20 protein-coding genes are annotated in these 25,024 nt (G+C 70.3%); 5 read left to right on the forward strand and 15 right to left on the reverse strand.

What is annotated here, in order from left to right:
* Nucleotides 1–2: 2 nt before the first annotated feature.
* The 3 genes from ABT360_RS07840 to ABT360_RS07850 form a co-directional block, all read right to left on the reverse strand.
* Nucleotides 3–1,082 (reverse strand): amidohydrolase, encoded by a 1,080-nt coding sequence (locus tag ABT360_RS07840; protein WP_351812365.1) that lies wholly within the window; start codon nucleotides 1,080–1,082, stop codon nucleotides 3–5.
* 69 nt (nucleotides 1,083–1,151) lie between these two features.
* On the reverse strand, nucleotides 1,152–1,487 hold the full coding sequence (locus tag ABT360_RS07845) for a hypothetical protein (protein ID WP_351812367.1): 336 nt from the start codon (nucleotides 1,485–1,487) through the stop codon (nucleotides 1,152–1,154).
* A gap of 45 nt (nucleotides 1,488–1,532) precedes the next feature.
* Nucleotides 1,533–2,474: a heme o synthase gene (locus ABT360_RS07850; protein WP_351812369.1), complete on the reverse strand. Its 942-nt coding sequence runs from the start codon at nucleotides 2,472–2,474 to the stop codon at nucleotides 1,533–1,535.
* Between the two features lie 356 nt (nucleotides 2,475–2,830).
* On the opposite strand from ABT360_RS07850, the gene tkt reads away from it, so the two are divergent.
* The 5 genes from tkt to pgl are packed head-to-tail and all read left to right on the forward strand — an operon-like array spanning nucleotide 2,831 to nucleotide 9,468.
* Nucleotides 2,831–4,918: a transketolase gene (gene tkt, locus ABT360_RS07855; RefSeq protein WP_351812372.1), complete on the forward strand. Its 2,088-nt coding sequence runs from the start codon at nucleotides 2,831–2,833 to the stop codon at nucleotides 4,916–4,918.
* 34 nt (nucleotides 4,919–4,952) lie between these two features.
* Nucleotides 4,953–6,071 (forward strand): transaldolase, encoded by a 1,119-nt coding sequence (gene tal / locus ABT360_RS07860; RefSeq protein WP_351812375.1) that lies wholly within the window; start codon nucleotides 4,953–4,955, stop codon nucleotides 6,069–6,071.
* A gap of 3 nt (nucleotides 6,072–6,074) precedes the next feature.
* Nucleotides 6,075–7,607, forward strand: coding sequence for a glucose-6-phosphate dehydrogenase (zwf, locus tag ABT360_RS07865; RefSeq protein ID WP_351812378.1), 1,533 nt, complete (start codon nucleotides 6,075–6,077; stop codon nucleotides 7,605–7,607).
* Nucleotides 7,604–8,689 carry a glucose-6-phosphate dehydrogenase assembly protein OpcA gene (gene opcA, locus ABT360_RS07870; protein ID WP_351812380.1) on the forward strand — a complete coding sequence of 362 codons (1,086 nt, stop codon included), beginning with the start codon at nucleotides 7,604–7,606 and terminating at the stop codon, nucleotides 8,687–8,689. Before zwf ends, opcA begins: the two co-directional genes overlap by 4 nt.
* The gene (pgl, locus tag ABT360_RS07875) at nucleotides 8,686–9,468 is read left to right on the forward strand and encodes a 6-phosphogluconolactonase (protein ID WP_351812383.1); all 783 of its coding nucleotides are present in this window, start codon (nucleotides 8,686–8,688) and stop codon (nucleotides 9,466–9,468) included. The genes opcA and pgl overlap by 4 nt, the downstream gene beginning before the upstream one ends.
* Nucleotides 9,469–9,541: 73 nt before the next feature.
* Here the strand turns inward: pgl and ABT360_RS07880 are convergent, their stop codons facing one another.
* The 12 genes from ABT360_RS07880 to uvrC all read right to left on the reverse strand — a co-directional run bounded on the left by ABT360_RS07880 (nucleotide 9,542) and on the right by uvrC (nucleotide 24,923).
* Complete coding sequence (locus tag ABT360_RS07880; protein WP_351812386.1) at nucleotides 9,542–10,390, reverse strand: poly-gamma-glutamate hydrolase family protein; 849 nt, start codon at nucleotides 10,388–10,390, stop codon at nucleotides 9,542–9,544.
* A 396-nt stretch (nucleotides 10,391–10,786) separates the two neighbouring features.
* Nucleotides 10,787–12,439 (reverse strand): glucose-6-phosphate isomerase, encoded by a 1,653-nt coding sequence (gene pgi, locus ABT360_RS07890; RefSeq protein ID WP_351812531.1) that lies wholly within the window; start codon nucleotides 12,437–12,439, stop codon nucleotides 10,787–10,789.
* 173 nt (nucleotides 12,440–12,612) lie between these two features.
* Entirely contained in the window at nucleotides 12,613–12,948 is a 336-nt protein-coding gene (locus tag ABT360_RS07895; protein ID WP_003976875.1) for an RNA polymerase-binding protein RbpA, read from the reverse strand.
* A gap of 110 nt (nucleotides 12,949–13,058) precedes the next feature.
* The gene (gene secG / locus ABT360_RS07900) at nucleotides 13,059–13,289 is read right to left on the reverse strand and encodes a preprotein translocase subunit SecG (protein ID WP_064073089.1); all 231 of its coding nucleotides are present in this window, start codon (nucleotides 13,287–13,289) and stop codon (nucleotides 13,059–13,061) included.
* Nucleotides 13,290–13,425: 136 nt separating this feature from the next.
* Nucleotides 13,426–14,202 (reverse strand): triose-phosphate isomerase, encoded by a 777-nt coding sequence (tpiA, locus tag ABT360_RS07905; protein ID WP_351812389.1) that lies wholly within the window; start codon nucleotides 14,200–14,202, stop codon nucleotides 13,426–13,428.
* 6 nt (nucleotides 14,203–14,208) lie between these two features.
* Nucleotides 14,209–15,420: a phosphoglycerate kinase gene (locus tag ABT360_RS07910; protein ID WP_351812392.1), complete on the reverse strand. Its 1,212-nt coding sequence runs from the start codon at nucleotides 15,418–15,420 to the stop codon at nucleotides 14,209–14,211.
* 121 nt (nucleotides 15,421–15,541) lie between these two features.
* The gene (gap, locus tag ABT360_RS07915; protein ID WP_351812395.1) at nucleotides 15,542–16,546 is read right to left on the reverse strand and encodes a type I glyceraldehyde-3-phosphate dehydrogenase; all 1,005 of its coding nucleotides are present in this window, start codon (nucleotides 16,544–16,546) and stop codon (nucleotides 15,542–15,544) included.
* Between the two features lie 234 nt (nucleotides 16,547–16,780).
* Complete coding sequence (locus tag ABT360_RS07920; protein ID WP_351812398.1) at nucleotides 16,781–19,741, reverse strand: M14 family metallopeptidase; 2,961 nt, start codon at nucleotides 19,739–19,741, stop codon at nucleotides 16,781–16,783.
* 197 nt (nucleotides 19,742–19,938) lie between these two features.
* Nucleotides 19,939–20,928, reverse strand: coding sequence for a DNA-binding protein WhiA (whiA, locus tag ABT360_RS07925; RefSeq protein ID WP_058944780.1), 990 nt, complete (start codon nucleotides 20,926–20,928; stop codon nucleotides 19,939–19,941).
* Nucleotides 20,919–21,941 carry a gluconeogenesis factor YvcK family protein gene (locus tag ABT360_RS07930; protein WP_351812402.1) on the reverse strand — a complete coding sequence of 341 codons (1,023 nt, stop codon included), beginning with the start codon at nucleotides 21,939–21,941 and terminating at the stop codon, nucleotides 20,919–20,921. Before ABT360_RS07930 ends, whiA begins: the two co-directional genes overlap by 10 nt.
* Nucleotides 21,938–22,906: an RNase adapter RapZ gene (rapZ, locus tag ABT360_RS07935; RefSeq protein ID WP_351812405.1), complete on the reverse strand. Its 969-nt coding sequence runs from the start codon at nucleotides 22,904–22,906 to the stop codon at nucleotides 21,938–21,940. Before rapZ ends, ABT360_RS07930 begins: the two co-directional genes overlap by 4 nt.
* A complete protein-coding gene (uvrC, locus tag ABT360_RS07940; RefSeq protein WP_351812408.1) occupies nucleotides 22,899–24,923 on the reverse strand; it encodes an excinuclease ABC subunit UvrC in 2,025 nt (674 codons plus the stop codon). The genes rapZ and uvrC overlap by 8 nt, the downstream gene beginning before the upstream one ends.
* Nucleotides 24,924–25,024 lie beyond the last annotated feature (101 nt).

A 25,024-nucleotide genomic window follows, 5' to 3' on the forward strand; every position in this document is an offset into this window, starting at 1 on the left:
GCTCAGCCCAGCCGGTACACCCGCCGGGCGTTCCCCGCCGCGATCATCCCGGCCACCCGCTGGGCGTCGCGGCGGGACCAGGAGCCGTCGCAGACCCAGTCGGCCAGCACCCGCCCGAGCGCCTCGCGGAACACCCGCGCCCCCACCACGTGCAGCTCGGGCAGCCCCCGCGCGCCGCTGGAGAACAGCAGCTTGCCGAACGGCGCGAGCTCCAGCGTCTCGGCGAGGACGGCCGCCGCCCGCGCACCCGTCCGCGCGAGCGCGGGGCCCAGGTCTGCGTACACGTGCGGGAACACGCTCGTCAGGTGCGCGGCCTGCCGGTGGTACGGGTAGCCGTGCAGGAGCACCAGGTCGGTGCCCAGCCCGGCGGTGGCCGCCGCGAACTCGCCGAGCGTCATGGGGTCGTCCTCGGCCACGTGCAGCTGGAGCGGCCGCCCGGACGCGACGGCGATCCACAGCAGGTGCCGCAGCAGTACGGGGTCGGTGAGCGCCCCGCCGACCCTGCGGCGGGCCAGCCAGCGCCCTGCCGCGCCCCGCACCTCACCGGGCCCGGGCGGCGCGGGCGCGAGGGCGAGCCCGTGGCGTACCGCCGCCACGGAGGTGAACGCGACGGCGGAGACGGCCGCCCCGTGCACGGCCTCGGCGAGATTGGCGAGCAGGGAGTCGACGGTGCCGGACGTGTCGGCGACCTGCTCGGCGAGCAGTTCCAGTCGGACGATCTCATGGGCCCTGGCGTCTCCCGCGGCGGCGATCTCGACCGGCCCTGTGAGGTCGCCGGGCAGGCCGGTCTCCACGAGGTAGGTGGAGATCCCGGTGGCGCGGAGCAGTCGGCGGCCCGATTCCAGGACGCCGAGCTCGCGGCGGCGGGCCAGGTAGTGGGCGGGCGGGCAGTGCGGTTCGAGGCCGAGCAGGGGCGGGCACCAGCGCCGTACGGCGAAGCCGGTCTGGGTGTCGAAGAAGGTCGTGCCGGCCGCGGGCGGTCCGGCGGACCGGCCGAGCAGGGTCTCGAAGGCGCCCAGGCCCAGCTCCGTGCGGAGCACCCCGTGGCAGTACTGGTCCACCAGCGTCGGGGTGTCGATCATTACGGGGGCTCCCTGCGATGGCTGAACCGTCACAGGTCCTAACGGGTGAGCCCCGCCCAAGGTGTTGCCTCAGTCGTTCGACGGGCCGCCGACCTGGATGCCGGCCATGCGGGTCCACTCGTACGGGCCGGTGCGGACCTTCGCCGCGAAGTCGCCGTCGAAGGACTCGTGGAGGGTGAGGCCCGCCTTCTCGGCGGCGCTCTTCGCGACCTCGTGCGTCGGGGCGACGAGATCGCCCCAGCCGCCGTCCTCGCCGACGAGCACGATGCGGGTGCCCATCTGGCCGATGTAGGCGAGCTGCCCCTCGGCGCCGCCGTGCTCCTTGGAGAAGGCCTGGATCTGCTTGGCGAGCTTCGCCGCCCGGTGCTCGGCCTGCTTGGTGCCGCCCTGCTTGGTGTCTGCCATAGACAGGATGCTACCCACCGGTAATGAAACTCGCCAGGGGCTGGTCTACCGCAGGAACGGGTCCACCGCGACCGCCACGAACAGCAGCGACACATAGGTGATCGACCAGTGGAACAGCCGCATTTCCTTGAGCTTGCCACCGGTCTCGCCCGCCTTGGCGCGGTTCTGCAGGGCGTGCGCCTCCCACAGCCACCAGCCACCGGTCGCCAGCGCCACCGCCGTGTAGAACCAGCCCGTGTAGCCGAGCGGGGTCAGCAGCAGGGAGACGGCCACCATCACCCAGCTGTAGAGGACGATCTGGCGGGCCACGACCCGGTTGGAGGCCACGACGGGCAGCATGGGCACACCCACGCGCGCGTAGTCCTCCTTCACCTTCATCGACAGCGGCCAGTAGTGCGGCGGCGTCCAGAAGAAGATGACGAGGAAGAGGACGACGGCGGCCCAGGACATCGAATTGGTCACGGACGACCAGCCGATGAGCACCGGCATGCAGCCGGCGATGCCGCCCCACACGATGTTCTGCGCGGTGCGCCGCTTGAGGATCATCGTGTAGACCACGACGTAGAAGAGGAGCGCGCCCAGGGACAGCCACGCGGACAACCAGTTGACGAGCAGCCCGAACCAGAGGGTGGAGACGACGGCGAGGGTGAGGCCGAAGACCAGCCCCTCGCGCGGCGAGACCATCCCGGTGACCAGGGGCCGCTGCGACGTGCGGTCCATCAGGGCGTCGATGTCGCGGTCGATGTACATGTTCAGCGCGTTGGCGCCGCCGGCGGACAGGTAGCCGCCGAGGCAGGTGGCGAGCACCAGCCACAGGTCGGGCACGCCCTGCTCGGCCAGGAACATCACCGGAACCGTGGTGATCAGCAGAAGCTCGATGATCCGCGGCTTGGTCAGCGCCACGAAGGCCCTGACGCGGGCCCCGAATGGCCGCTTCCCCGTGCTCCTGTCGAGCACACCCGCCGGACGGGATTCGACGGCCGTCACGCACACCCCTGACAGAGACATCCCAGCGAGTCGCCTCCTGGGCGTGAAGGCCCGGTAAAGACTCGCGCGTACCACGCCACTGTAGACGTTGCCCATACCTCGCCCTCCTCGGGGGTCGGTCGTGTTGGAGAGGGCACCGCAAAGGGTGGTTTCCACGCTCGGATGAGCGATCGGATGAGCGCCTCCGTATTCACTTGCTGAATGCCCTGGAGCCCAGTCAGGAGGCGGATCCCGGTCGATCCCGGCACTCTGGAATGACTCGAAAAATTGCGCGTTCTCACGGGGGTAGGCTCAACAACGGCCGGTGGGATCTACGCCACCGGCATTCGACATGTGGAGAGGAGCCCTGACCCAGGGTGAGCACCAAGCCGACCACCACAGACCTCGAGTGGACCGAGTTGGACCAGCGGGCCGTCGACACCGCCCGCATCCTGGCCGCCGATGCCGTACAGAAGGTCGGCAACGGCCATCCCGGTACGGCCATGAGCCTGGCCCCGGCCGCGTACACCCTCTTCCAGAAGGTGATGCGGCACGACCCGGCGGACGCCGACTGGACCGGGCGCGACCGTTTCGTGCTGTCCGCCGGCCACTCGTCCCTGACGCTGTACATCCAGCTGTACCTGGCCGGGTTCGGCCTGGAGCTGGACGACCTGAAGGCCTTCCGCACCTGGGGCTCCAAGACCCCGGGCCACCCGGAGTACGGCCACACGGTCGGCGTCGAGACGACGACCGGCCCGCTGGGCCAGGGTGTCGCCAACGCCGTGGGCATGGCCATGGCCGCCCGCTACGAGCGCGGCCTGTTCGACCCCGAGGCGGCGCCCGGCACCTCGCCGTTCGACCACTTCGTCTACTGCATCGCCGGCGACGGCTGCCTCCAGGAGGGCATCTCCGCGGAGGCGTCCTCGACGGCCGGGCACCAGAAGCTGGGCAACCTGATCCTGCTGTGGGACGACAACCACATCTCGATCGAGGGCGACACCGAGACCGCCGTCTCCGAAGACACGATGAAGCGGTACGAGGCGTACGGCTGGCACGTCCAGCGCGTGGAGCCCAAGGAGAACGGCGACCTCGACCCCGAGGCCCTCTTCCGTGCCCTCCAGGCCGCCAAGGCCGAGACCTCTCGCCCGTCGTTCATCGCGATGCGCTCGATCATCGCGTGGCCCGCGCCCAACGCGCAGAACACCGAGGCCGCCCACGGCTCGGCGCTCGGCGACGAGGAGGTCGCGGCCACCAAGCGCGTGCTGGGCTTCGACCCCGAGAAGTCCTTCGAGGTGTCGGAAGAGGTCATCGGCCACACCCGCCAGGCCCTCGACCGCGGCCGCGAGGCCCGCGCGAAGTGGGAGAAGCAGTTCCAGGAGTGGCGTGCCGCCAACCCGGAGCGCGCCGCCGAGTTCGACCGCATCGCCGCGGGCGAGCTGCCCACCGGCTGGGAGGAGAAGCTCCCGGTCTTCGAGCCCGGCAAGGGCGTCGCCACCCGCGCCGCCTCCGGCAAGGTGCTCCAGGCGCTGGGCGGGGTCATCCCCGAGCTGTGGGGCGGCTCCGCCGACCTGGCCGGCTCGAACAACACGACGATCGACAAGACGTCGTCATTCCTCCCCGAGGGCAACCCGCTGCCCGAGGCGAACCCGTACGGCCGCACCATCCACTTCGGTATCCGCGAGCACGCCATGGCCGCGGAGATGAACGGCATCGCGCTGCACGGCAACACCCGCATCTTCGGCGGCACCTTCCTGGTGTTCTCCGACTACATGCGCAACGCCGTCCGTCTCTCCGCGCTGATGCACCTGCCGGTGACGTACGTGTGGACGCACGACTCCATCGGTCTGGGCGAGGACGGCCCGACGCACCAGCCGGTCGAGCACCTGGCCTCGCTCCGCGCCATCCCCGGCCTGAACATCGTGCGCCCGGCCGACGCCAACGAGACGGCGATCGCCTGGCGCGAGATCCTCCGCCGCTGGACCAAGGAGTTCGGCAAGGGCGCCCCGCACGGTCTGGCCCTCACCCGCCAGGGCGTGCCGACGTACGAGTGGAACGACGACGCCGCCCGCGGTGGCTACGTGCTGTTCGACGCCGAAGGCGGCGAGCCGCAGGTCGTGCTGATCGGTACGGGTTCCGAGGTGCACCTGGCCGTCGAGGCCCGTGAGCAGCTCCAGGCCGCCGGCGTCCCGACCCGGGTCGTTTCGATGCCGTCCGTCGAGTGGTTCGAGGAGCAGGACCAGGGGTACCGGGATGCGGTGCTGCCGCCTTCGGTGAAGGCGCGCGTCGCGGTCGAGGCCGGCGTCGGTCTGACGTGGCACCGGTACGTCGGTGACGCGGGTCGCATCGTTTCGCTGGAGCACTTCGGCGCTTCGGCCGACGGCAAGGTGCTCTTCCGGGAGTTCGGCTTCACTGCCGAGGCGATCGCCGCCGCCGCCCGGGAATCCCTCGAAGCCGCAGCGCGCTGACGCCGGTATACGACTAGTAGGAGATGCAATTCTCATGACAGACGCACTCAAGCGCCTCTCCGACGAAGGCGTCGCGATCTGGCTGGACGACCTGTCGCGCAAGCGGATCACGTCCGGCAACCTCGCCGAACTGATCGACCAGCAGCATGTGGTCGGTGTCACCACCAACCCGTCGATCTTCCAGAAGGCGATCTCGCAGGGCGACGGCTACGACGTCCAGCTGTCGGACCTGGCGGCCCGTGAGGTGACCGTCGAGGAAGCCATCCGCATGATCACGACGGCGGACGTGCGGGACGCCGCCGACATCCTGCGTCCGGTCTACGACGCTACCCAGGGCCAGGACGGCCGGGTGTCGATCGAGGTGGACCCGCGCCTGGCGCACGACACCAAGGCGACGGTCGCCGAGGCGAAGCAGCTGGCGTGGCTGGTGGACCGGCCGAACACCCTCATCAAGATCCCGGCCACCAAAGCGGGTCTGCCGGCGATCACCGAGGTCATCGGCCTCGGCATCAGCGTCAACGTCACGCTGATCTTCTCGCTGGAGCGCTACCGCGCGGTGATGGACGCCTACCTGGCCGGTCTGGAGAAGGCCAAGGAGCGCGGCCTGGACCTGTCGAAGATCCACTCGGTGGCGTCCTTCTTCGTGTCCCGTGTGGACACCGAGATCGACAAGCGCCTTGACTCCATCGGCACCGACGAGGCCAGGTCGCTGCGCGGCAAGGCGGCGCTGGCGAACGCCCGTCTTGCGTACGAGGCGTACGAGGAGGTCTTCTCGTCCGACCGCTGGGCCGCGCTGGACAAGGCGCAGGCCAACAAGCAGCGTCCGCTGTGGGCGTCGACCGGCGTCAAGGACCCGGCGTACAAGGACACGCTGTACGTCGACGAGCTGGTCGCGCCGGGCACGGTGAACACCATGCCGGAGGCCACCCTGGAGGCCACCGCCGACCACGGTGAGATCACCGGCAACACCATCGCGGGCACGTACGACCAGGCGCGCGCCGACCTGGCGGCCCTCGAGAAGCTGGGCATCAGCTACGACGACGTGGTGCAGCTGCTGGAGGACGAGGGCGTCGACAAGTTCGAGGCGTCCTGGAACGACCTGCTCAAGTCGACCGAGGCGGAGCTCAAGCGCCTCGCCCCTTCGGAGGCGTAAACCTTGAACGCAGTTCATGGTGCGAATCCGCTCCGTGACGCCGCAGACCGACGGCTCCCGCGCATCGCGGGGCCGTCGGGCCTGGTGATCTTCGGCGTCACGGGCGATTTGTCCCGTAAAAAGCTGATGCCTGCCGTGTACGACCTCGCCAACCGCGGCCTGCTCCCGCCGGGTTTCTCGTTGATCGGGTTCGCCCGGCGCGAGTGGGCGGACGAGGACTTCGCCGACGAGGTGTACCAGGCCGTCAAGCAGCATGCCCGCACGCCCTTCCGTGAGGAGGTGTGGCAGCAGCTCAGCCAGGGCATGCGGTTCGTCCAGGGCAACTTCGACGACAACGAGGCGTTCGAAACCCTGAAGAAGACCATGGAGGAGCTCGACCAGGCGCAGGGCACCGGCGGCAACTTCGCGTTCTACCTCTCCGTACCGCCCAAGTTCTTCCCCGTCGTCGTCCAGCAGCTGAAGAAGCACGGGCTGGCCGAGGAGAAGGACGACTCCTGGCGGCGCGCGGTCATCGAGAAGCCGTTCGGGCACGACCTGGCCTCCGCCAAGGAGCTCAACGAGATCGTCCACGAGGTCTTCTCGCCCGACCAGGTCTTCCGGATCGACCACTATCTGGGCAAGGAGACCGTCCAGAACATCATGGCGCTGCGGTTCGCCAACACGCTCTTCGAGCCGATCTGGAACCGGTCGTACGTCGACCACGTGCAGATCACCATGGCCGAGGACATCGGCATCGGCGGCCGCGCCGGGTACTACGACGGCATCGGCGCCGCCCGTGACGTCATCCAGAACCACCTCCTCCAGCTGCTCGCGCTGACCGCGATGGAGGAGCCGGCCTCCTTCGACGCGGACGCGCTCGCGGCCGAGAAGACCAAGGTGCTGGGCGCGGTGAAGCTGCCCAAGGACCTCGGCAGGTCCACCGTGCGCGCCCAGTACGCGGCCGGGTGGCAGGGCGGCGCCAAGGCCGTCGGCTACCTGGAGGAGGACGGTATCGACCCGCAGTCGAAGACCGACACCTACGCCGCGATCAAGCTGGAGATCGACAACCGCCGCTGGGCGGGTGTCCCCTTCTACCTGCGCACCGGCAAGCGGCTCGGCCGCCGCGTCACCGAGATCGCGGTCGTCTTCCAGCGCGCGCCGCACTCCCCGTTCGACCACACGGCGACGGAGGAGCTGGGCCAGAACGCCCTGGTCATCCGTGTCCAGCCGGACGAGGGCGTGACCCTGCGGTTCGGCTCGAAGGTGCCGGGCACGTCGATGGAGGTCCGGGACGTCTCCATGGACTTCGCGTACGGCGAGTCCTTCACGGAGTCCAGCCCCGAGGCGTACGAGCGGCTCATCCTCGACGTCCTGCTCGGTGACGCCAACCTCTTCCCGCGCACGGAGGAGGTCGAGCTGTCCTGGAAGATCCTGGACCCGATCGAGCAGTACTGGGACCGGCACGGCAAGCCCGCCCGGTACGAGGCCGGGACGTGGGGGCCGGTCGAGGCGGACGAGATGCTCGCACGAGACGGACGGAGCTGGCGCCGGCCATGAAGACCGACCTTACGGACACCACATCCAGCAAGATCAACAAGGCGCTGGTGCTGGGGCGGCGCGCCATCGGTACGCCGGCCATCGGCATGGTGCTCACCCTGGTCATCGTCACGGACGAGGAGAACGCCTACGACGCCCTGAAGGCGGCCAACGACGCGTCCCGCGAGCACCCGTCGCGGACCCTGGTGGTCATCAAGCGTCCCTCCCGTTCGCCGCGCGACCGGGCCAACGCGCGCCTGGACGCCGAGGTGCGGCTGGGCGCGGACGCCTCCACCGGCGAGACGGTGGTCCTGCGGCTGTACGGCGAGGTCATCGACCACGCCCAGTCCGTGGTCCTGCCGCTGCTGCTGCCGGACGCCCCGGTGGTGGTCTGGTGGCCCGTGGCCGGCCCGGCCGACCCGGCCAACGACCCGCTGGGCGCCCTCGGGCAGCGGCGTGTCACCGACTCGTACGCCTCCGAGCACCCGGTGCGGGAGCTGGCGGCGCGCGCCGCCGCCTACACGCCGGGTGACACGGACCTGTCCTGGACCCGGATCACGCCGTGGCGTTCGATGCTGGCGGCGGCCCTTGACCAGGTCGCGTGCGAGGTCACGTCGGCCGAGGTGGAGGGCGAGGAGTTCAACCCGAGCGTCGAGCTGCTGGCCATGTGGCTGGCGGACCGGCTGAAGATCCCGGTGAAGCGCGCGACGTCGTCGGGGCCGGGTCTGACCGCGGTACGGATGCAGACCAGTTGCGGCCCCATCGTGCTGGACCGGCCGGACGGCTCGCTCGCCACGCTCTGCATCGAGGGGCAGCCCAACCGGGCGGTGGCCCTCAAGCGGCGTGAGACGTCCGAGCTGATCGCGGAGGAGCTGCGGCGCCTCGACCCGGACGACACGTACGCGTCGGCGCTGCGGTACGGGGTGGAGCGGCTGGGCGAGGCGGCGCGGTCGGCCGCCGGCGGTGTGCGGGAGTCCGGCGAGCAGCCGGCCGCGGGCACGTCCGGTGAGGACGCGTCGGCCGACGGTGGGTCCGCCGGGGACAAGCCCGCCGGGAAGAAGGCCGCGGCCAAGTCGCCGGCCAAGAAGGCGGCCGCCAAGTGAGTGCTCCGCAGCTCGTCGTGCACCGCGACAAGGAGCTGATGGCCCAGGCCGCGGCGGCCCGGCTGATCACGCGGATCGTGGACGCCCAGGCCGCGCGGGGCTCCGCCTCGGTGGTCCTGACGGGTGGCCGCAACGGCAACGGCCTGCTGGCGGCGCTCAGTACGTCCCCCGCCCGGGACGCGATCGACTGGTCGCGCCTGGACCTGTGGTGGGGCGACGAGCGGTTCCTCCCCGCGGGCGACCCCGACCGGAACGACACCCAGGCCCGCGAGGCGTTGCTCGACAGCGTCCCGCTGGACCCGGCGCGGGTGCACACCATGCCGGTGGCGGGCGGGGCGTACGGCACGGACGCGGACGCCGCCGCTGCCGCGTACGCGGACGAACTGGCTGCCGCCGCCGGGCCGGACGACCACGGTCCGGTGCCGACGTTCGACGTGCTGATGCTGGGCGTGGGCCCGGACACGCATGTCGCCTCGCTCTTCCCGGAGCTTCCGGCGGTACGGGAGACCGAGCGCACGGTGGTGGGCGTCCACGGCGCGCCGAAGCCGCCGCCGACCAGGATCTCGCTGACGCTCCCGGCGATCCGCGCGGCGCGTGAGGTGTGGCTCCTGGCCGCGGGCGAGGACAAGGCACAGGCGGCGGCGATCGCCCTGTCGGGCGCGGGCGAGATACAGGCCCCGGCCGCCGGCGCGTACGGCAGGTCGCGGACGCTGTGGCTGCTGGACCAGGCGGCGGCCGCCCGGCTCCCGCGGGCCCTGCATCCCCCGGCGAGTCCCTGACGGGGCTCAGTCCCGTTGGTGGAAGGCCCGGTTCACCCCTGCGGGTGAGCCGGGCCTTCGGCGTCGAGCGGGGTCAGAGGATGACCTGGTCCGCGTCCTTCTCCAGTGCCGCGATCGCCGCCCGGCAGGCCCGGACGAACCGGTCGTACACCTCCGTCGTGCTGCCGGCCCGTCCGGCGCGGGTGTTGACCGAGAACATCGCGGCCCGCAGCTCGGTGGTGAGCTCCAGCTGGCCGCCCTTGGAGAGCATGGTGCGGTTGCAGGGGTTGTCCGCATTGATGCCGGCCAGGTCGCGGACCTCGGGGTCGTTGCCGTCGCGCCAGGCGATGCCCGCCTTGCCGAACTCCGCCTTCAGGAGGGTCTTGAACCGCTCGTTGAGTCCGCCGACGACCACGGCCTGCGGGTTGGCGGTCCCCGCCTGCGCCGCCGTGCAGCCGTGCAGGCTCAGGACGTTGAGGCTGCCGGCGGCCATGGACAGGGCGACGCGGTCGTCGTTGTTCTTGGCGGTGACGTGCAGTTCACGGTTGTTGGAGGAGCGCAGACCCTCGAACATCCAGTAGTCGTGCACCCCGTACCCGTCCTGGAGCGGCGCGAGGGTGGCGGGGTGGTACCCGGCTATGCCGAGGCACAGTTCGGAGGTCCCCGTCTCGATGCCGCCGCCGTGCATGGCCATGATCGTGGTGCGGTTGTACGGGTATCTCTCCCCGAGGCTGCTGTCGAGGTACTCGTGCCGCTTGTAGCGGCGGGCGAAGTCGGTGCCCTCCTTGCCGGCCAGCTTGGTGTAGAGGTCGGTATTGGAGGTGTAGAGGTCGAACTCGTCGGTGGCGTGTGCCGGGGAAGCGGTCACTCCGCCCAGCAGCGGGCCGCTGACGGCGGCGGTGGCGAGGGCGGTGAGGACCGTACGACGGCTGGTGTATGTCATGCTCCATGATCAACGCACCTGCCGGACGGCGACACCGCCGGCGCTGTGCCGTGCGTCACTCGCCCTGCGATGCGCCGCGCTCCGCTCTCGTCCGTGTCGTGGACGTGGCACGCCCGCTCCGGCCGCCGTCGTCGTCGCGGTCAGCGTGACCGGGCCCGGCGCAGCCGACGTGCCCGATCCGCCACTCCTGCCGGAAGGTACCGGCCCGAACGTGACGGCGTCGTCGGTGACCTCCCAGCGGTGGACCGTGAACCACCAGCGGGGGAAGAACGCGGTGCGGGCGAGCCCGGTCACGGCCAGGATCCCGGCGGGCAGCCACAGCCGGAACCGACGACCCGCTCGTTCAGCGTGTTGTTCGGCGGCCCCAGCCGCACCGCGTCCTCCCCCGTCATCCGATCAGCGGCCCCGAAGCGTCCGGTACCGCTTCGCCAGCGCGGCGGTGGAGCTGTCGAGTTGCTCGCCGCCCTCGCCCTCGGTCAGTACGGGCTCGATCTTCTTGGCCAGCACCTTGCCGAGCTCGACGCCCCACTGGTCGAAGGAGTCGATGTTCCAGACGGCGCCCTGGACGAAGACCTTGTGCTCGTACAGCGCGATCAGCTGGCCGAGCACGGACGGGGTCAGCTCGTCGGCGAGGATCGTGGTGGTGGGGTGGTTGCCGCGGAAGGTCTTGTGCGGAACCAGTTCCTCCGCCACTCCCTCGGCCCGGACCTCGTCGGGCGTCTTGCCGAAGGCGAGCGCCTGGGTCTGGGCGAAGAAGTTGGCCATCAGCAGGTCGTGCTGGCCGACCAGGCCGGGCCGCAGGTCGGCGACGGGCTTGGCGAAGCCGATGAAGTCGGCCGGGATGACCTTGGTGCCCTGGTGGATCAACTGGTAGTAGGCGTGCTGCCCGTTCGTACCGGGCGTGCCCCAGACGACGGGGCCGGTCTGCCAGTCGACCGGGTTGCCGTCGCGGTCCACGGACTTGCCGTTGGACTCCATGTCGAGCTGCTGGAGGTACGCCGTGAACTTCGACAGGTAGTGGCTGTAGGGCAGGACGGCGTGGGACTGGGCGTCGAAGAACGCCCCGTACCAGACGCCCAGCAGCCCGAGCAGCAGCGGCGCGTTCTGCTCGGGCGGGGCGGTACGGAAGTGCTCGTCGACCAGGTGGAAGCCGTCGAGCATCTCCCGGAACCGGTCCGGTCCGATGGCGATCATCAGGGAGAGGCCGATGGCGGAGTCGTAGGAGTACCGCCCGCCGACCCAGTCCCAGAACTCGAACATGTTGGCCGTGTCGATGCCGAAGTCCTCGACCTTCCCGGCATTGGTCGACAGGGCGACGAAGTGCTTGGCGACGGCCTCCTGACCGGCCCTCAGCTCGGTGAGGAGCCAGTCGCGGGCGGAGGTGGCGTTGGTGATGGTCTCGATGGTGGTGAACGTCTTCGACGCGATGATGAAGAGCGTCTCGGCCGGGTCCAGGTCCTGGATCGCCTCGTGCAGGTCGGCGCCGTCCACGTTGGAGACGAAACGGAACGTCAGGTCGCGCCGGGTGTAGGAGCACAGCGCCTCGTACGCCATCGCCGGTCCGAGGTCGGAGCCGCCGATGCCGATGTTGACGATGTTCTTGATGGGCCTGCCGGTGTGACCGGTCCACTCACCGGAACGGATCCGCTCCGAGAAGGCGGCCATCCTGTCGAGCACCGCGTGCACGCCCGGCACCACGTTCTCGCCGTCGACCTCGATCACGGCCTCGCGCGGTGCGCGCAGCGCCGTGTGCAGGACCGCCCTGTTCTCCGTGGTGTTGATCTTTTCTCCGCGGAACATGGCGTCCCGCAGCTCGGCCACCCCGGTCGCGGCGGCCAGCTCGCGCAGCAGCCGCAGCGTCTCATCGGTGACCAGGTGCTTGGAGTAGTCCAGATACAGGTCGCCGACCCGCAGCGTGTATGCCGTGCCGCGCGCCGGGTCGGCGGCGAACAATTCGCGCAGATGCGTCTGCCCCAGCTGCTCCCGGTGCTTGCCGAGGGCCGTCCACTCGGGCATCCGGTTGAGCCTCGTGCGGCTTTCTGCATTCATCTCGGACATCAGCCCACTTCTTCTCGTACCTGCCTGCTTGCCCCGCTGCCCCTCCAACCTAATTGATCTGGGACACCGACGAGGCGGCGGCAAGCGCGGACCCGGCACCGGCGGTGCCACGCGCAACAAGACGGGCCCTGTCGGTGGAATCCACCTACAGGGCCCTCGACTGCTCAGATCTCGCCGCGGAGTTTCGCCAGCGCCTCGGCCAGGATCGCCTCGCCGTCCGCGTCGCTGCGCCGCTCCCGTACATACGCCAGGTGCGTCTTGTACGGCTCGGTGCGCGGCGGGTCCGGCGGGTTGTCCCGGTCCTGGCCGGCCGGGAACCCGCACCGCGGGCAGTCCCAGGTCTCCGGGACCTGTGCGTCACTCGCGAAGCTCGGCTGCGTCTCGTGCCCGTTCGAGCACCAGAAGGAGATGCGGAGTCGCGGCGCGGACTCGCCCCGCTCGGCCTCCCCCATCGGCCCCGCGCCGACCCGGCTTCCCCGGATCGCGTTGCCACTTGCCACGGTTGTAACTCCCTGCGTGATGGTGCTCGAAGATGCCCCAGTCTACGTAAGGCCCAACGCGCGTCCAGTGATTGGAGTTACACCCCTCCCCGGGACGCGGAACCGAGACGTCAGTTGTCCAGCTTGATCAGGAGAGCAAGTACGACAATGCACGCGAACCACAGCAGACCGACGACCACGGTGATGCGGTCCAGGTTGCGCTCGGCGACCGAGGAGCCACCGACGGACGACTGCATGCCGCCACCGAACATGTCGGAGAGGCCGCCGCCCTTCCCCTTGTGCATCAGCACCAGCAGCATCAGCAGCGCGCTGAAGACGATGAGGGCGATCGAGAACCCCATAACCACGGCTGGACCCTACTTCCTGGCAATTCTCGGATTACACGGACTATCGGACTTCTACGGACGACGGGGGCCCAGGCTCCGATGAAGAGCCTCGGCCCCCGCAAGGGTACGACGATTCCGCCCTACCGCATACTCACTGGTCGCGGAACCGGACGATCTTGACGAACTCGTCCGCGTCCAGCGCCGCGCCGCCCACCAGGGCGCCGTCGACGTCGGGCTGCGCCATGATCGCGGCCACGTTCGAGGCCTTCACGGAGCCGCCGTACTGGATGCGGACCTTGTCGGCCAGCTCCTTGGAGTACAGCTCGGCGAGCCGCCCGCGGATCGCCCCGCAGACCTCCTGGGCGTCCTCGGGCGTGGCGACCTCGCCGGTGCCGATGGCCCACACCGGCTCGTAGGCGATCACGATCGTCTCGGCCTGCTCGGCCGGGATGTCCTTCAGGCCGCCGTCGAGCTGCGCGAGCGTGTAGGAGACCTGGTCACCGGCCTTGCGGACGTCCAGGCCCTCGCCGACGCAGAGGATCGGGACCAGGCCGTTGCGGAAGGCCGCCTTCACCTTGGCGTTGCAGATCTCGTCCGTCTCGGCGTGGTACTGCCGGCGCTCGGAGTGGCCGACGGCGACGTACGTGCACTTCAGCTTGGACAGCATCACGCCGGAGATCTCACCGGTGTACGCGCCGGAGTCGTGCGCCGAGATGTCCTGGGCGCCGTACTTGATCTTCAGCTTGTCACCGTCGACCAGGGTCTGGACGGACCGCAGGTCGGTGAAGGGCGCGAGGACGGCGACCTCCACGGCGTCGTAGTCCTTGTCGGACAGGGCGAAGTCGAGCTTCTGGACGTGGCGGATGGCCTCGAGGTGGTTGAGGTTCATCTTCCAGTTGCCCGCCATCAGCGGGGTACGGGCGGTCATTGAGGGTCAGTCCTCCAGTGCGGCGAGGCCGGGAAGCGTCTTGCCTTCGAGGTACTCGAGGCTCGCGCCGCCGCCGGTCGAGATGTGGCCGAATGCGTCCTCGTCGAAGCCCAGGATCCGGACGGCCGCGGCGGAGTCGCCACCGCCGACGACCGTGAAGGCCGGGGAGTCGACGAGCGCCTGGGCGACGGCCTTGGTGCCCTCGGCGTAGTCGGGGTGCTCGAAGACGCCCATGGGGCCGTTCCAGAAGACGGTGGCCGCGTCGGCGAGCTTCGATGCGTACAGCTTGCGGGTCTCGGGACCGATGTCCAGACCCTCCTGGTCGGCCGGGATCGCGGTCGAGGCGACCAGGGTCGGGTTGGCCGGGGCCTTGGTCTTCAGGTCCGGGAATTCGGCCGAAACCAGCACGTCGACGGGGAGCACGAACTCCACGCCCTTCTTCTCGGCCCTGGCCAGGTACTCCAGGCAGGCCGGGACCTGGTCCTCCTGGAGGAGCGAGATGCCGACCTCGTGGCCCTTGGCCTTGAGGAAGGTGTACGCCATGCCGCCGCCGATGAGGATGCGGTCGGCCTTCTCCAGCAGGTGGTCGATGACGCCCAGCTTGTCGGAGACCTTGGCGCCGCCCAGCACGACGACGTAGGGGCGCTTGACGTCGTCGGTGAGCTTCTTCAGGACGCCGACCTCGGTGGCGATCAGGTAGCCGGCGTACGCCGGCAGCAGGCGCGGCAGGTCGTAGACGGAGGCGTGCTTCCGGTGCACGGCGCCGAAGCCGTCACCGACGTACACGTCCGCGAGGGCGGCGAGGCGGGCGGCGAACTCGGCGCGCTCGGCGTCGTCCTTGGACGTCTCGCCCGCGTTGAAGCGGAGGTTCTCCAGGACGGCGACCTGGCCGTTGTCCAGGCCGGCGACGGCCGAGTGGGCCTCGGAGCCGATGGTGTCGCCGGCGAAGGCGACGGGCCGGCCGAGGAGCTCACCGAGCCGGGAGGCGGCGAACCGCAGCGTGAAGGCGGGGTCCGGGGCGCCCTTGGGGCGGCCGAGGTGCGAGGCGACGACGACCTTGGCGCCGGCTTCGGTCAGCGCTTTGACGGTCGGCAGGACGGCGCGGATGCGGCCGTCGTCGGTGATGGTGGTGCCGTCCTGCGGCACGTTGAGGTCGGCGCGGACGAATACCCGCTTGCCCTCGACCCCTTGGCGAAGAAGCTCGTCGATCGTCTTCATCTGTCCCTGTTGCTCCGTACTCCTTGGAAGATCGACGCAAGCGACAGGGCCCGTACAGCGCGGCGTTGCGCTGCCCGAGCCCTGCGCTCACATCGAAGTGCCTGCCCTGGTACTCAGTTTCTTAGAGCTGGCCGCCGACGAAGACGGTGAGGTCGACGAGGCGGTTGGAGTAGCCCCACTCGTTGTCGTACCAGCCGACGACCTTGACCTGCTTGCCCTGGACCATCGTCAGCTGGGAGTCGAAGGTGCAGGACGCCGGCCAGTTGACGATGTCCGAGGAGACGATCGGGTCCTCGGTGTACTCGAGGATGCCCTTCAGCTGGCCCTCGGCGGCCTTCTGGAAGGCGGTGTTGATCTCGTCCTTGGTGACCTCGCGGTCCAGCTCCAGGACCAGGTCGGTGACCGAGCCGGTGGGGACCGGGACGCGCATGGCGATGCCGTCCAGCTTGCCCTTCAGCTGCGGGAGGACCAGGGCGGTGGCCTTGGCGGCGCCCGTCGAGGTCGGGATGATGTTCTCCGCGGCGGCGCGGGCGCGGCGGAGGTCCTTGTGCGGGAAGTCCAGGATCCGCTGGTCGTTCGTGTACGCGTGGACGGTCGTCATCATGCCCTTGACGATGCCGAAGTTCTCGTCGAGGACCTTGGCCATCGGCGCCACGCAGTTGGTGGTGCAGGAGGCGTTGGAGATGACGTGGTGGTTGGCCGCGTCGTACTTGTCCTGGTTGACGCCCATGACGATGGTGATGTCCTCGCCGGTGGCCGGAGCCGAGATGAGGACCTTCTTGGCGCCACCGGCGATGTGCTTCTCGGCGTCGGCCTTCTTCGTGAAGATGCCGGTCGACTCGATGACGATGTCGACGCCCAGCTCGCCCCACGGGATGTCGGCCGGGTTGCGCTCGGAGAGCACCTTGATGGTGTGGCCGTCGACCGTGATCGTGTCGGCGGTGTGGGTCACCTCGGCCTTGAGGCGGCCCAGGATGGTGTCGTACTTCAGCAGGTGGGCCGTGGTCGCAGTGTCACCCAGGTCGTTGACAGCCACGATCTCGATGTCTGCACCCTGCTCCAGCAGCGCGCGGAAGTAGTTACGACCGATGCGGCCAAAGCCGTTGATGCCTACGCGGATCGTCACGAACCGATCTCCTCGTTAGGTACGCCGGGTTTCGACGCCCGGCGAGTTTCTATTAGGGATGTCCCCGACCGCTTACGACCCTACCTCCCTCCAGGCGGCGGAGTGACATCAAGCGCACCCGGGCGAGCCCGGTGCACCGCAACCCCTGTCCTACTGGACAGTACGGTGCACCGGGGCGTTCGTCCGGCTACCGAGCGTCAGTGTGGAGCGCTCGTCGGTGCAGGGGTGCGCTCGTCAGCGGCGCAGCGCTCCGAGCGCCGTGCCGAGCAGCCGCTTGCGCTCGGCGGAACCGGGTACGTGCTCCAGTCCGAACCCGAGCAGCACGGTGTCGCGGGTGGTGACGGCCGCCCGGGAGTGGAACAGCGCGGGCGACCGGGCCCAGTCGGTGGCGTTGCCCGGACTGCCGGCCGGCGGGCCGGGGACGGTCCAGGCTCCGAGCGAGGTCTCGAAGCCCTCGCTCTGCCGGGTGCCGCCGATGTCGAGCCGGGTGTCGTCGACGAAGACGCCCGTCTCGCCGGTGCCGGGGTCGGTGATGTACGAGAGGGACAGCTCGACCTGCTTGCCGGCGTAGGCGCTCAGGTCGACGGAGACGGGCTGCCAGCCGCCCGAGGTGCCGGTGAAGGCGTGCCAGGCGCCGGTGGTTCCGGTGGCGGTGCAGCCGTCCTCGCCGAGGGTCAGGTAGTGCGCGAGGAAGGGGTGCCCGGCGAGGTAGTAGCCCTCGGCGCAGTCGGCCGGGACCTCGGAGGAGGAGCGGCCGTGGGCGTCGGGCAGGGTCGTCCAGTCGTCTTGGCCCACGGTGTGCGCCTCGACGACCACGTTGTCGTACCCGGGCTCGGTGTCATGGCTGAGCCGGAAGTGGAGCGTGGGTTTCGCCGCCGCGTCCGTCCCGGTCAGGTCGACGGTGCGGGCGAGCCGCATCCAGGCGTTGTCCACGTGCCGGGCGGCGGCGAAGGTCTCGCCCTCGTACGGCTCGAAGGGGGTGCGTACACCGGGGTAGTCGCCCGCGGCGGCGCTGCGGAACTGGGGGAACCGCTTCGGGTCGAGGGTGTCGGAGGTGACGGTGTAGGCGCCGGCGCTGTCGAGCGGGTTGCCCGGCGCGCCCCCGAGGGTGACCTCCGTACCGGCGAAGCGGCCCGTGCCCTGGAAGGCGCCGGGTGAGGCCATCCCCGAGCGGCGGTAGGCGCCGAGGTAGTACTGGGCGAAGTCGTTGGAGTCGGCGCGGCCGATGTCGACGAGTCCGCCGGAGTTCTCACCGGCGTTGATCAGCTTGCCGCCCTCGTTGAGGTACTCCCGTACGGCGAGGGTGGTGGCCCCGGAGGGCCGGTCGGCGCCGGTGTACCAGACGACGGTGTCGAAGTGGCCGAGCACGCCGAGCGGGTGCGGGGCGCCCTGGGTGGCGACGTCCCAGACGGCGGCCCTGCGGCCGTTGTCCTTCAGCGCCTTGGTGTACGCGGCGGTGTGCTTCGCCGGTGTGGTGCCGCCCTCCTCGGCGAGGACGAGCGTGTCGCCGCGCGGGCGTGCCTGGATCGTGTACGTGAAGGGGGTCGAGGAGACGCGTTTGCCGTCGCGGGTGCGGCCGGTGAACCAGACCTCGACGGTGTCGCCGGGTTCGCCGTCCTGGACCTCGGCGCGGTACTCGTCGTAGTAGAGGTTGTCCTCGCCGCCGTACGTCTCACCGCCCTCCCAGGCTTCGAGCCGCTGGTCGTGCGTACGGCCGCCGTTGACACGGTACTTGAGCTCCTTGTCGCGCAGCGACTTGCGGGCGGTGACGGCCACTTCCTGGTCGTCGCCGTCGTACGCGTAGGAGGTGGTGAAGGTGTCGGGGACGAAGGCGGGGGCGTCGGCGCCGACCGGGGAGACCGGGTTGTCCGGGCGGGCGGCGGACTCGGCGACGGCGAGCGCGAACGGGACGTTCTTGGCGAACTCCTGCTGGATCAGCTTCTCGTCGTCGGGGAAGGTGAAGATGGACGCGCAGTCGGCCGGTTCCCAGGCGTCGTTCGGGTCGACGCGGGAGGCGGTGGCGCAGGTGGACATCTCCGGGGTGAACATCTGCATGCCGTTGACGTTGGCCGCGTGTCCGTCGGCCTCGCCGTTGGTGGTGTAGAGCTCGGAGGACACCTGGGGGCGGTAGCCGGGGACCGCGGGCTTGGCGGGGGTGCCGGCCAGGGCCTTGAGGGCGACGTCGTCGGGGGTGTCGGTGGCGACCTGCCAGCCGACGCCGTACAGGATCAGCTGGGCGGCGGAGTGGTAGTTGATGCCGTACTGGAATCCGATCCGCTTCTGGAACGCGTGGAGCGCCTTGGTCTCGGGTTCGGACATCGGGCCGGTGCCACGGTAGGTCTCGTCGGCGGGGTCGGGCGACGAGCCCTCGTCGTCATAGCCCCATTTGTAGGAGAAGTTGCGGTTGAGGTCGACGCCGTCGCCGGGGGCGATCTTTCCGTCGCCGTTGTTGTCGCGGAGGTTCTTGCGCCACTGACGGTTGGCGGGGGCGGCGTGGGTGTGGTCGTAGCCGTCGGGGTTGGCCGAGAGGACGAACCAGAGCTCGGTGGTGTCGACGATCTTGGTGATACGCGGGTCCTTGCCGTAGCCGGCGAGGTAGTGGTGGAGCAGCCGCCGGTTCATCTCGGGCGTGATCCACTCGCGGGCGTGCTGGTTGGAGAGGTAGAGGGTGGCGGGCTTGGAGCCGTCCTTGTACTTCTTGGCGCCCTTGCTGAGTTTGAGGGCGAGGATGTCCTGGCCCTTGAGCGTCCTGCCGATGCTGATGACCTTGGTAAGGGCTGGATTGGCCCGGGCGGTCGCCAGGATCTCGTCCTTGAGCCCGCCCTTGCCGCCGTACGGCCGGAAGACGCCGTCGCCGGCGGCGGCGACGCGCTTCTCGGCGGCAGTGGTGAGGTCGTGCTCGGTGATGCCGACGCCCTTGTCGCGCAGTTCCCCGGCCTGCCGGTCGGTGAGGTACAGCTCGACGGTGGCGGTGCCCTTCTCGGGTACCTGTTCGCTCAGCTCATGGCCGTCGGTACCGGCGTCGAGCAGGAGCGGGACCTGCTCCTTGGTCACCTTCGCGTGCCACACGGAGAGGCTGTCGCCGCCTCCGGTGTTCCCGCTGTCCTGCTGCTCCGCCCCGGCGACGGGTGCCGCCGCCAGTCCGGTCACCAGCAGTGAAGCCGCGGCGAGGATCGCTCTCGCTCTACGTCTCATGTGCCCCCCTTGCGGTTGTCTGCCACGGAAGTGGACAGGCGCCAGGCTCATGACACTTCATGATCATGTCAATACCGCCTCGGAGGCCGTGGCCGGTGAGCTGCGCCGGGCCGGTGCGGTCTCGGCAGGCCGCCGCTCCGGATGGGGCGGCGGCGCGCACAGGGCGTCGTCGGCCGACGAGGCCGTCGGCGGAGGGGTCAGCCGACGAGGCCGTCGGCCATCTCCTCCGAGAGGTTGGACTCCGTACCGGGGATGCCCAGGTCCTGGGCCCGCTTGTCGGCCATGGCCAGCAGGCGGCGGATACGGCCCGCGACCGCGTCCTTGGTCAGCGGCGGGTCGGCGAGGGCGCCGAGCTCCTCCAGGGAGGCCTGCTTGTGCTCCATGCGCAGCCGGCCGGCCGCCGCCAGGTGCTCGGGGACCTCCTCGCCGAGGATCTCCAGCGCGCGCTGCACCCGGGCGCCGGCCGCGACCGCGGCACGGGCCGAGCGGCGGAGGTTGGCGTCGTCGAAGTTGGCCAGCCGGTTGGCGGTGGCGCGGACCTCGCGGCGCATCCGCCGCTCCTCCCAGGCCAGCACCGACTCATGCGCCCCCAGCCGGGTCAGCAGGGCGCCGATCGCGTCCCCGTCCCGTACCACCACGCGGTCCACGCCCCGCACCTCGCGGGCCTTCGCGGCGATGGAGAGCCGCCGCGCGGCACCGACCAGCGCCAGCGCGGCCTCCGGTCCCGGGCAGGTGACCTCCAGCGAGGAGGAGCGGCCCGGCTCGGTCAGCGAACCGTGCGCCAGGAAGGCACCGCGCCAGGCGGCCTCCGCGTCACAGGTCGCCCCGGAGACGACCTGCGGCGGCAGGCCCCGGATGGGGCGGCCCCGGCCGTCCACCAGACCGGTCTGGCGGGCCAGCTGGTCGCCGCCCGCCACCACGCGCACCACGAAGCGCGAGCCGCGCCGCAGCCCACCCGGTGCCATCACGATCAGCTCGGAACCGTGCCCGAAGATCTCCGCGATGTCCCGTTTCAGGCGGCGCGCCGCCATCGCGGTGTCCAGCTCCGCCTCGATCACGATCCGCCCGCTGACCAGGTGCAGCCCGCCGGCGAACCGCAGGATCGACGAGACCTCCGCCTTTCTGCAGCAGGTCCGGGTGACGGGAAGCCGGGAGATCTCGTCCTTCACCGCTGCCGTCATCGCCATGGGCCGATCCTTCCATGCATCCGAAAAATACGGTCGTACGCGGCGGCCAACAGCTCCGGGTCGTGCTTCGGCGAGCCGTCCTTCCTCGCCACCGGGGCCAGCTCGACCGCGGCACCGAGCCGCTTGGCGGCGTCTGCGAGGGACTCGCGGTCGGGCACGGCGGCCTCGTCGGCCAGCACCACGTCCAGGGCGAGTTTAGGGGCGTGTCGTCCCAAAACCTCCAAATGACGCTGCGGAGAGAAGCCCTCGGTTTCTCCCGGCTGCGGAGCGAGGTTCAGCGACAGGACCCGACGCGCCTTGGTCTCGACGAGCGCTTCCAGCAGCTCGGGGACCAGGAGGTGCGGGATGACGGAGGAGAACCACGAGCCGGGTCCGAGCACCACCCAGTCCGCGTCGAGCACCGCCTCGACCGCCTCGGGCACGGCGGGCGGGTCGTTCGGCACCAGGTGCACGGACTGCACCTCGCCGGGCGTGAGCGCCACGGTCGCCTGGCCGCGGACGGTGTCCACGTCCTCCGGGCGGTCGGGGTCGTGGCCCTTGACCAGCGCCTGGAGCTCCAGCGGCACGGCCGACATGGGCAGCACCCGGCCGTGGGCGCCGAGCAGCCTGCCCACCAGGTCCAGCGCCTGGACATGGTCGCCGAGCTGCTCCCACAGGGCGACGATCAGCAGGTTGCCGACCGCGTGCTCGTGGAGGTCGCCCTTGGACTGGAACCGGTGCTGGATGACGCGGGACCACGTCTGGCCCCAGTCGTCGTCGCCGCACAGCGCCGCCAGGGCCTTGCGCAGGTCCCCGGGCGGCAGCACGCCGAGCTCCTCCCGGAGCCGGCCGCTGGACCCGCCGTCGTCGGCGACCGTGACCACGGCGGTCAGGTCACCGGTGATACGGCGCAGCGCGGCGAGGGACGCGGACAGGCCCATGCCGCCGCCGAGGGCGACGACCTTGGGCTGGGCGCCGCGTCTGCGGAGCGTACGGACGGACAGGGACCGCGTACGCCGACGGTACTGCTTCACTCGCGCCCCATGTCCCGGTGGACGACGACGGTCTCGACCCCTTCCGAGGCGAGCCGGGCGGCGAGCTTCTCGGACATGGCGACGGAGCGGTGCTTGCCCCCCGTGCAGCCGACGGCGATCGTCACGTACCGCTTGCCCTCGCGGCGGTAACCGGTGGAGATCAGCTGGAGCAGCTCGGTGTACCGGTCGAGGAACTCCTTGGCGCCCGGCTGGTTGAAGACGTAGCCCGACACCTCCTCGTTGAGGCCGGTGAACGGCCGCAGCTCCGGCACCCAGTGCGGGTTGGGCAGGAAGCGGCAGTCCACGACCAGGTCGGCGTCGACGGGCAGGCCGTACTTGTAGCCGAACGACATGACGGTGGCCCGCAGCTCCGGCTCCTCGTCACCGGCGAACTGGGCGTCCATCTTGGCGCGCAGCTCGTGGACGTTGAGGCTGGAGGTGTCGATCACCAGGTCGGCGTCACCGCGCAGCTCACGCAGCAGGTCGCGCTCGGCGGCGATGCCGTCGACGATCCGGCCGTCGCCCTGGAGCGGGTGCGGGCGGCGCACCGACTCGAAGCGGCGGACCAGCGCCTCGTCGGACGACTCCAGGAAGACGATCCGGCGGGTGACCTGCTTGGCGTCGAGGACCGCGAGCGACTCGCGGAGGCTCTCGAAGAACTGGCGGCCGCGTACGTCGACGACGACGGCGATGCGCGCCACATTGCCCTGGGAACGGGCGCCGAGCTCCACCATGGTGGGGATCAGCGCGGGCGGCAGGTTGTCCACGACGAACCAGCCGAGGTCCTCCAGGCATTTGGCGGCGGTGCTGCGACCGGCGCCGGACATGCCGGAGATGATCACCAGCTCGGGGATGGCCGCCTCGGCGGCCTCTCCGGGCTCGATCGTCGTGCCCGTATTCACGTGTGCTGCTCCGTCTTCTCGCGCTGTCGGCTCTGGTCCAGCCGTCGGGTGGTGCTCAGTCATTTCTGGTTCCCCCGTCGTCGTCTTCCATGATCTCTCCTGTGGCCGTGTTCACGGCGGGGGCGGCCGGGGCCGCCTGGGCGAGGGCCACGGCCACGGCTTCGGCGGTCTTCCGGCCGAACCCCGGCACCTCGCAGATCTGCTCGATTGTCGCCTGCCGCAGCCGCTTCACCGAGCCGAAGTACTTGATCAGCGCCTGCTTGCGGGCGTCACCCAGGCCCGGGACCGCGTCCAGCGGGCTGGTCCGTATCCGCTTGTGGCGCTTGGTGCGCTGGTACCGGATGGCGAAGTCGTGGGCCGTGTCACGGACCCGCTGGAGGAGGTACAGCCCCTCGCTGGTGCGCGGCAGGACGACGGGGTCGTCGTCGCCGGGCAGCCAGACCTCCTCCAGACGCTTGGCGAGGCCACAGACGGCGACGTCGTCGATGCCCAGCTCGTCGAGCGCGCGCTGGGCCGCGGCGACCTGCGGCTGCCCGCCGTCGACCACGACGAGCTGCGGCGGGTACGCGAACTTCTTCGGCCGGCCGTCGTCCTCCGGCAGCTCCGCCGGGACCTCGCCGTCGGTCTCCTCCAGGGTCCACTCGCCGGTCCTCTCCTTCTCCGCGAGGTACCGCCGGAAGCGGCGGGTGATCACCTCGTGCATGGAGCGGACGTCGTCCTGGCCCTCACCGTGCCAGATTTGCGTGTCTCCGACACGACCCTTGATCTGGAAGCGGCGGTACTCGCTCTTGCGGGGCAGGCCGTCCTCGAAGACGACCATGGACGCGACGACGTCCTCGCCCTGGAGGTGGGAGACGTCGAAGCATTCGATGCGCAGGGGCGCCGTGTCCAGGTCCAGGGCCTCGGCGATCTCCTCCAGGGCGCGCGAGCGGGTGGTCAGGTCGCTGGCGCGCTTCGTCTTGTGCAGGACGAGGGCCTGCTGGGCGTTGCGGCCCACGGTCTCCATCAGGGCCTTCTTGTCGCCGCGCTGCGGGATGCGCAGGGAGACGTTCGACCCGCGGCGGTCGGTGAGCCACTGCGTGATCGCGTCCAGGTCCTCGGGGAGTGCCGGCACGAGGACCTCCTTGGGGACGGCGTCGCCGCTCTCCTCGCCGTACAGCTGCTGGAGCGCGTGCTCGACGAGGCCCGCCGTGTCGACCGCCTCGACCTTGTCGGTGACCCAGCCGCGCTGGCCGCGCACCCGCCCGCCGCGGACGTGGAAGATCTGCACGGCCGCCTCCAGCTCGTCCTCGGCGACGGCGATCAGGTCGGCGTCGGTGGCGTCGGCGAGGACGACGGCGCTCTTCTCCATGGCCCGCCTCAGGGCCTCTATGTCGTCTCGGAGCCGGGCGGCCTTCTCGTACTCCATGTCCTCGGCCGCCAGCATCATGTCCTTCTCCAGGCGGCGGATGTACGTGCCGGTGCGTCCGGCCATGAAGTCGCAGAACTCCTCGGCCAGTTCCCGGTGTTCCTGCGGGTCGACCCGGCCCACGCACGGCGCCGAGCACTTGCCGATGTACCCGAGGAGACAGGGCCGGCCGGTGCGCTCGGCGTTCTTGAACACGCCTGCCGAGCAGGTCCGCACGGGGAAGACGCGCAGCAGCAGGTCGACCGTGTCGCGGATGGCCCAGGCGTGGCTGTACGGGCCGAAGTACCGGACGCCCTTCTTCTTCTGGCCCCGCATGACCTGCACGCGCGGGAAGTCCTCATTGAGGGTGACGGCCAGATACGGATAGCTCTTGTCGTCGCGGTACTTGACGTTGAACCGCGGGTCGAACTCCTTGATCCACGAGTACTCCAGCTGGAGCGCCTCGACCTCGGTCGACACCACGGTCCACTCGACGGAGGCGGCCGTCGTCACCATGGTGCGCGTGCGCGGGTGCAGGCCCGCCAGGTCCTGGAAGTAGCTGGCGAGCCGCTGGCGCAGGGACTTCGCCTTCCCGACGTAGATCACCCGGCGGTGCTCGTCGCGGAATTTGTAGACCCCCGGCGAGTCGGGGATCTGTCCCGGCTTGGGGCGGTAGCTGGAGGGGTCTGCCATGTCTCACACCCTACTGGCGTCCACTGACACCACGGGTGTCCCCGAGGTGTCCGGGGAACGGCCGCGGAGCGCCTCCGGTGGGGACGGAAGCGCTCCGCGGT

The sequence above is a fragment of the Streptomyces sp. NPDC000229 genome (assembly GCF_040300825.1).
Lineage (GTDB): Bacteria > Actinomycetota > Actinomycetes > Streptomycetales > Streptomycetaceae > Streptomyces.

Bases quoted from the DNA above. Each gene is read 5' to 3' on its own strand.
- ABT360_RS07840 (WP_351812365.1), bottom strand. From the start codon at position 1,082: ATGATCGACACCCCGACGCTGGTGGACCAGTACTGCCACGGGGTGCTC.
- ABT360_RS07845 (WP_351812367.1), bottom strand. From the start codon at position 1,487: ATGGCAGACACCAAGCAGGGCGGCACCAAGCAGGCCGAGCACCGGGCG.
- tal (WP_351812375.1), top strand. From the start codon at position 4,953: ATGACAGACGCACTCAAGCGCCTCTCCGACGAAGGCGTCGCGATCTGG.
- opcA (WP_351812380.1), top strand. From the start codon at position 7,604: ATGAAGACCGACCTTACGGACACCACATCCAGCAAGATCAACAAGGCG.
- ABT360_RS07880 (WP_351812386.1), bottom strand. From the start codon at position 10,390: ATGACATACACCAGCCGTCGTACGGTCCTCACCGCCCTCGCCACCGCC.
- pgi (WP_351812531.1), bottom strand. From the start codon at position 12,439: ATGAATGCAGAAAGCCGCACGAGGCTCAACCGGATGCCCGAGTGGACG.
- secG (WP_064073089.1), bottom strand. From the start codon at position 13,289: ATGGGGTTCTCGATCGCCCTCATCGTCTTCAGCGCGCTGCTGATGCTG.
- tpiA (WP_351812389.1), bottom strand. From the start codon at position 14,202: ATGACCGCCCGTACCCCGCTGATGGCGGGCAACTGGAAGATGAACCTC.
- ABT360_RS07910 (WP_351812392.1), bottom strand. From the start codon at position 15,420: ATGAAGACGATCGACGAGCTTCTTCGCCAAGGGGTCGAGGGCAAGCGG.
- ABT360_RS07920 (WP_351812398.1), bottom strand. From the start codon at position 19,741: ATGAGACGTAGAGCGAGAGCGATCCTCGCCGCGGCTTCACTGCTGGTG.
- whiA (WP_058944780.1), bottom strand. From the start codon at position 20,928: ATGGCGATGACGGCAGCGGTGAAGGACGAGATCTCCCGGCTTCCCGTC.
- rapZ (WP_351812405.1), bottom strand. From the start codon at position 22,906: ATGACTGAGCACCACCCGACGGCTGGACCAGAGCCGACAGCGCGAGAA.
- uvrC (WP_351812408.1), bottom strand. From the start codon at position 24,923: ATGGCAGACCCCTCCAGCTACCGCCCCAAGCCGGGACAGATCCCCGAC.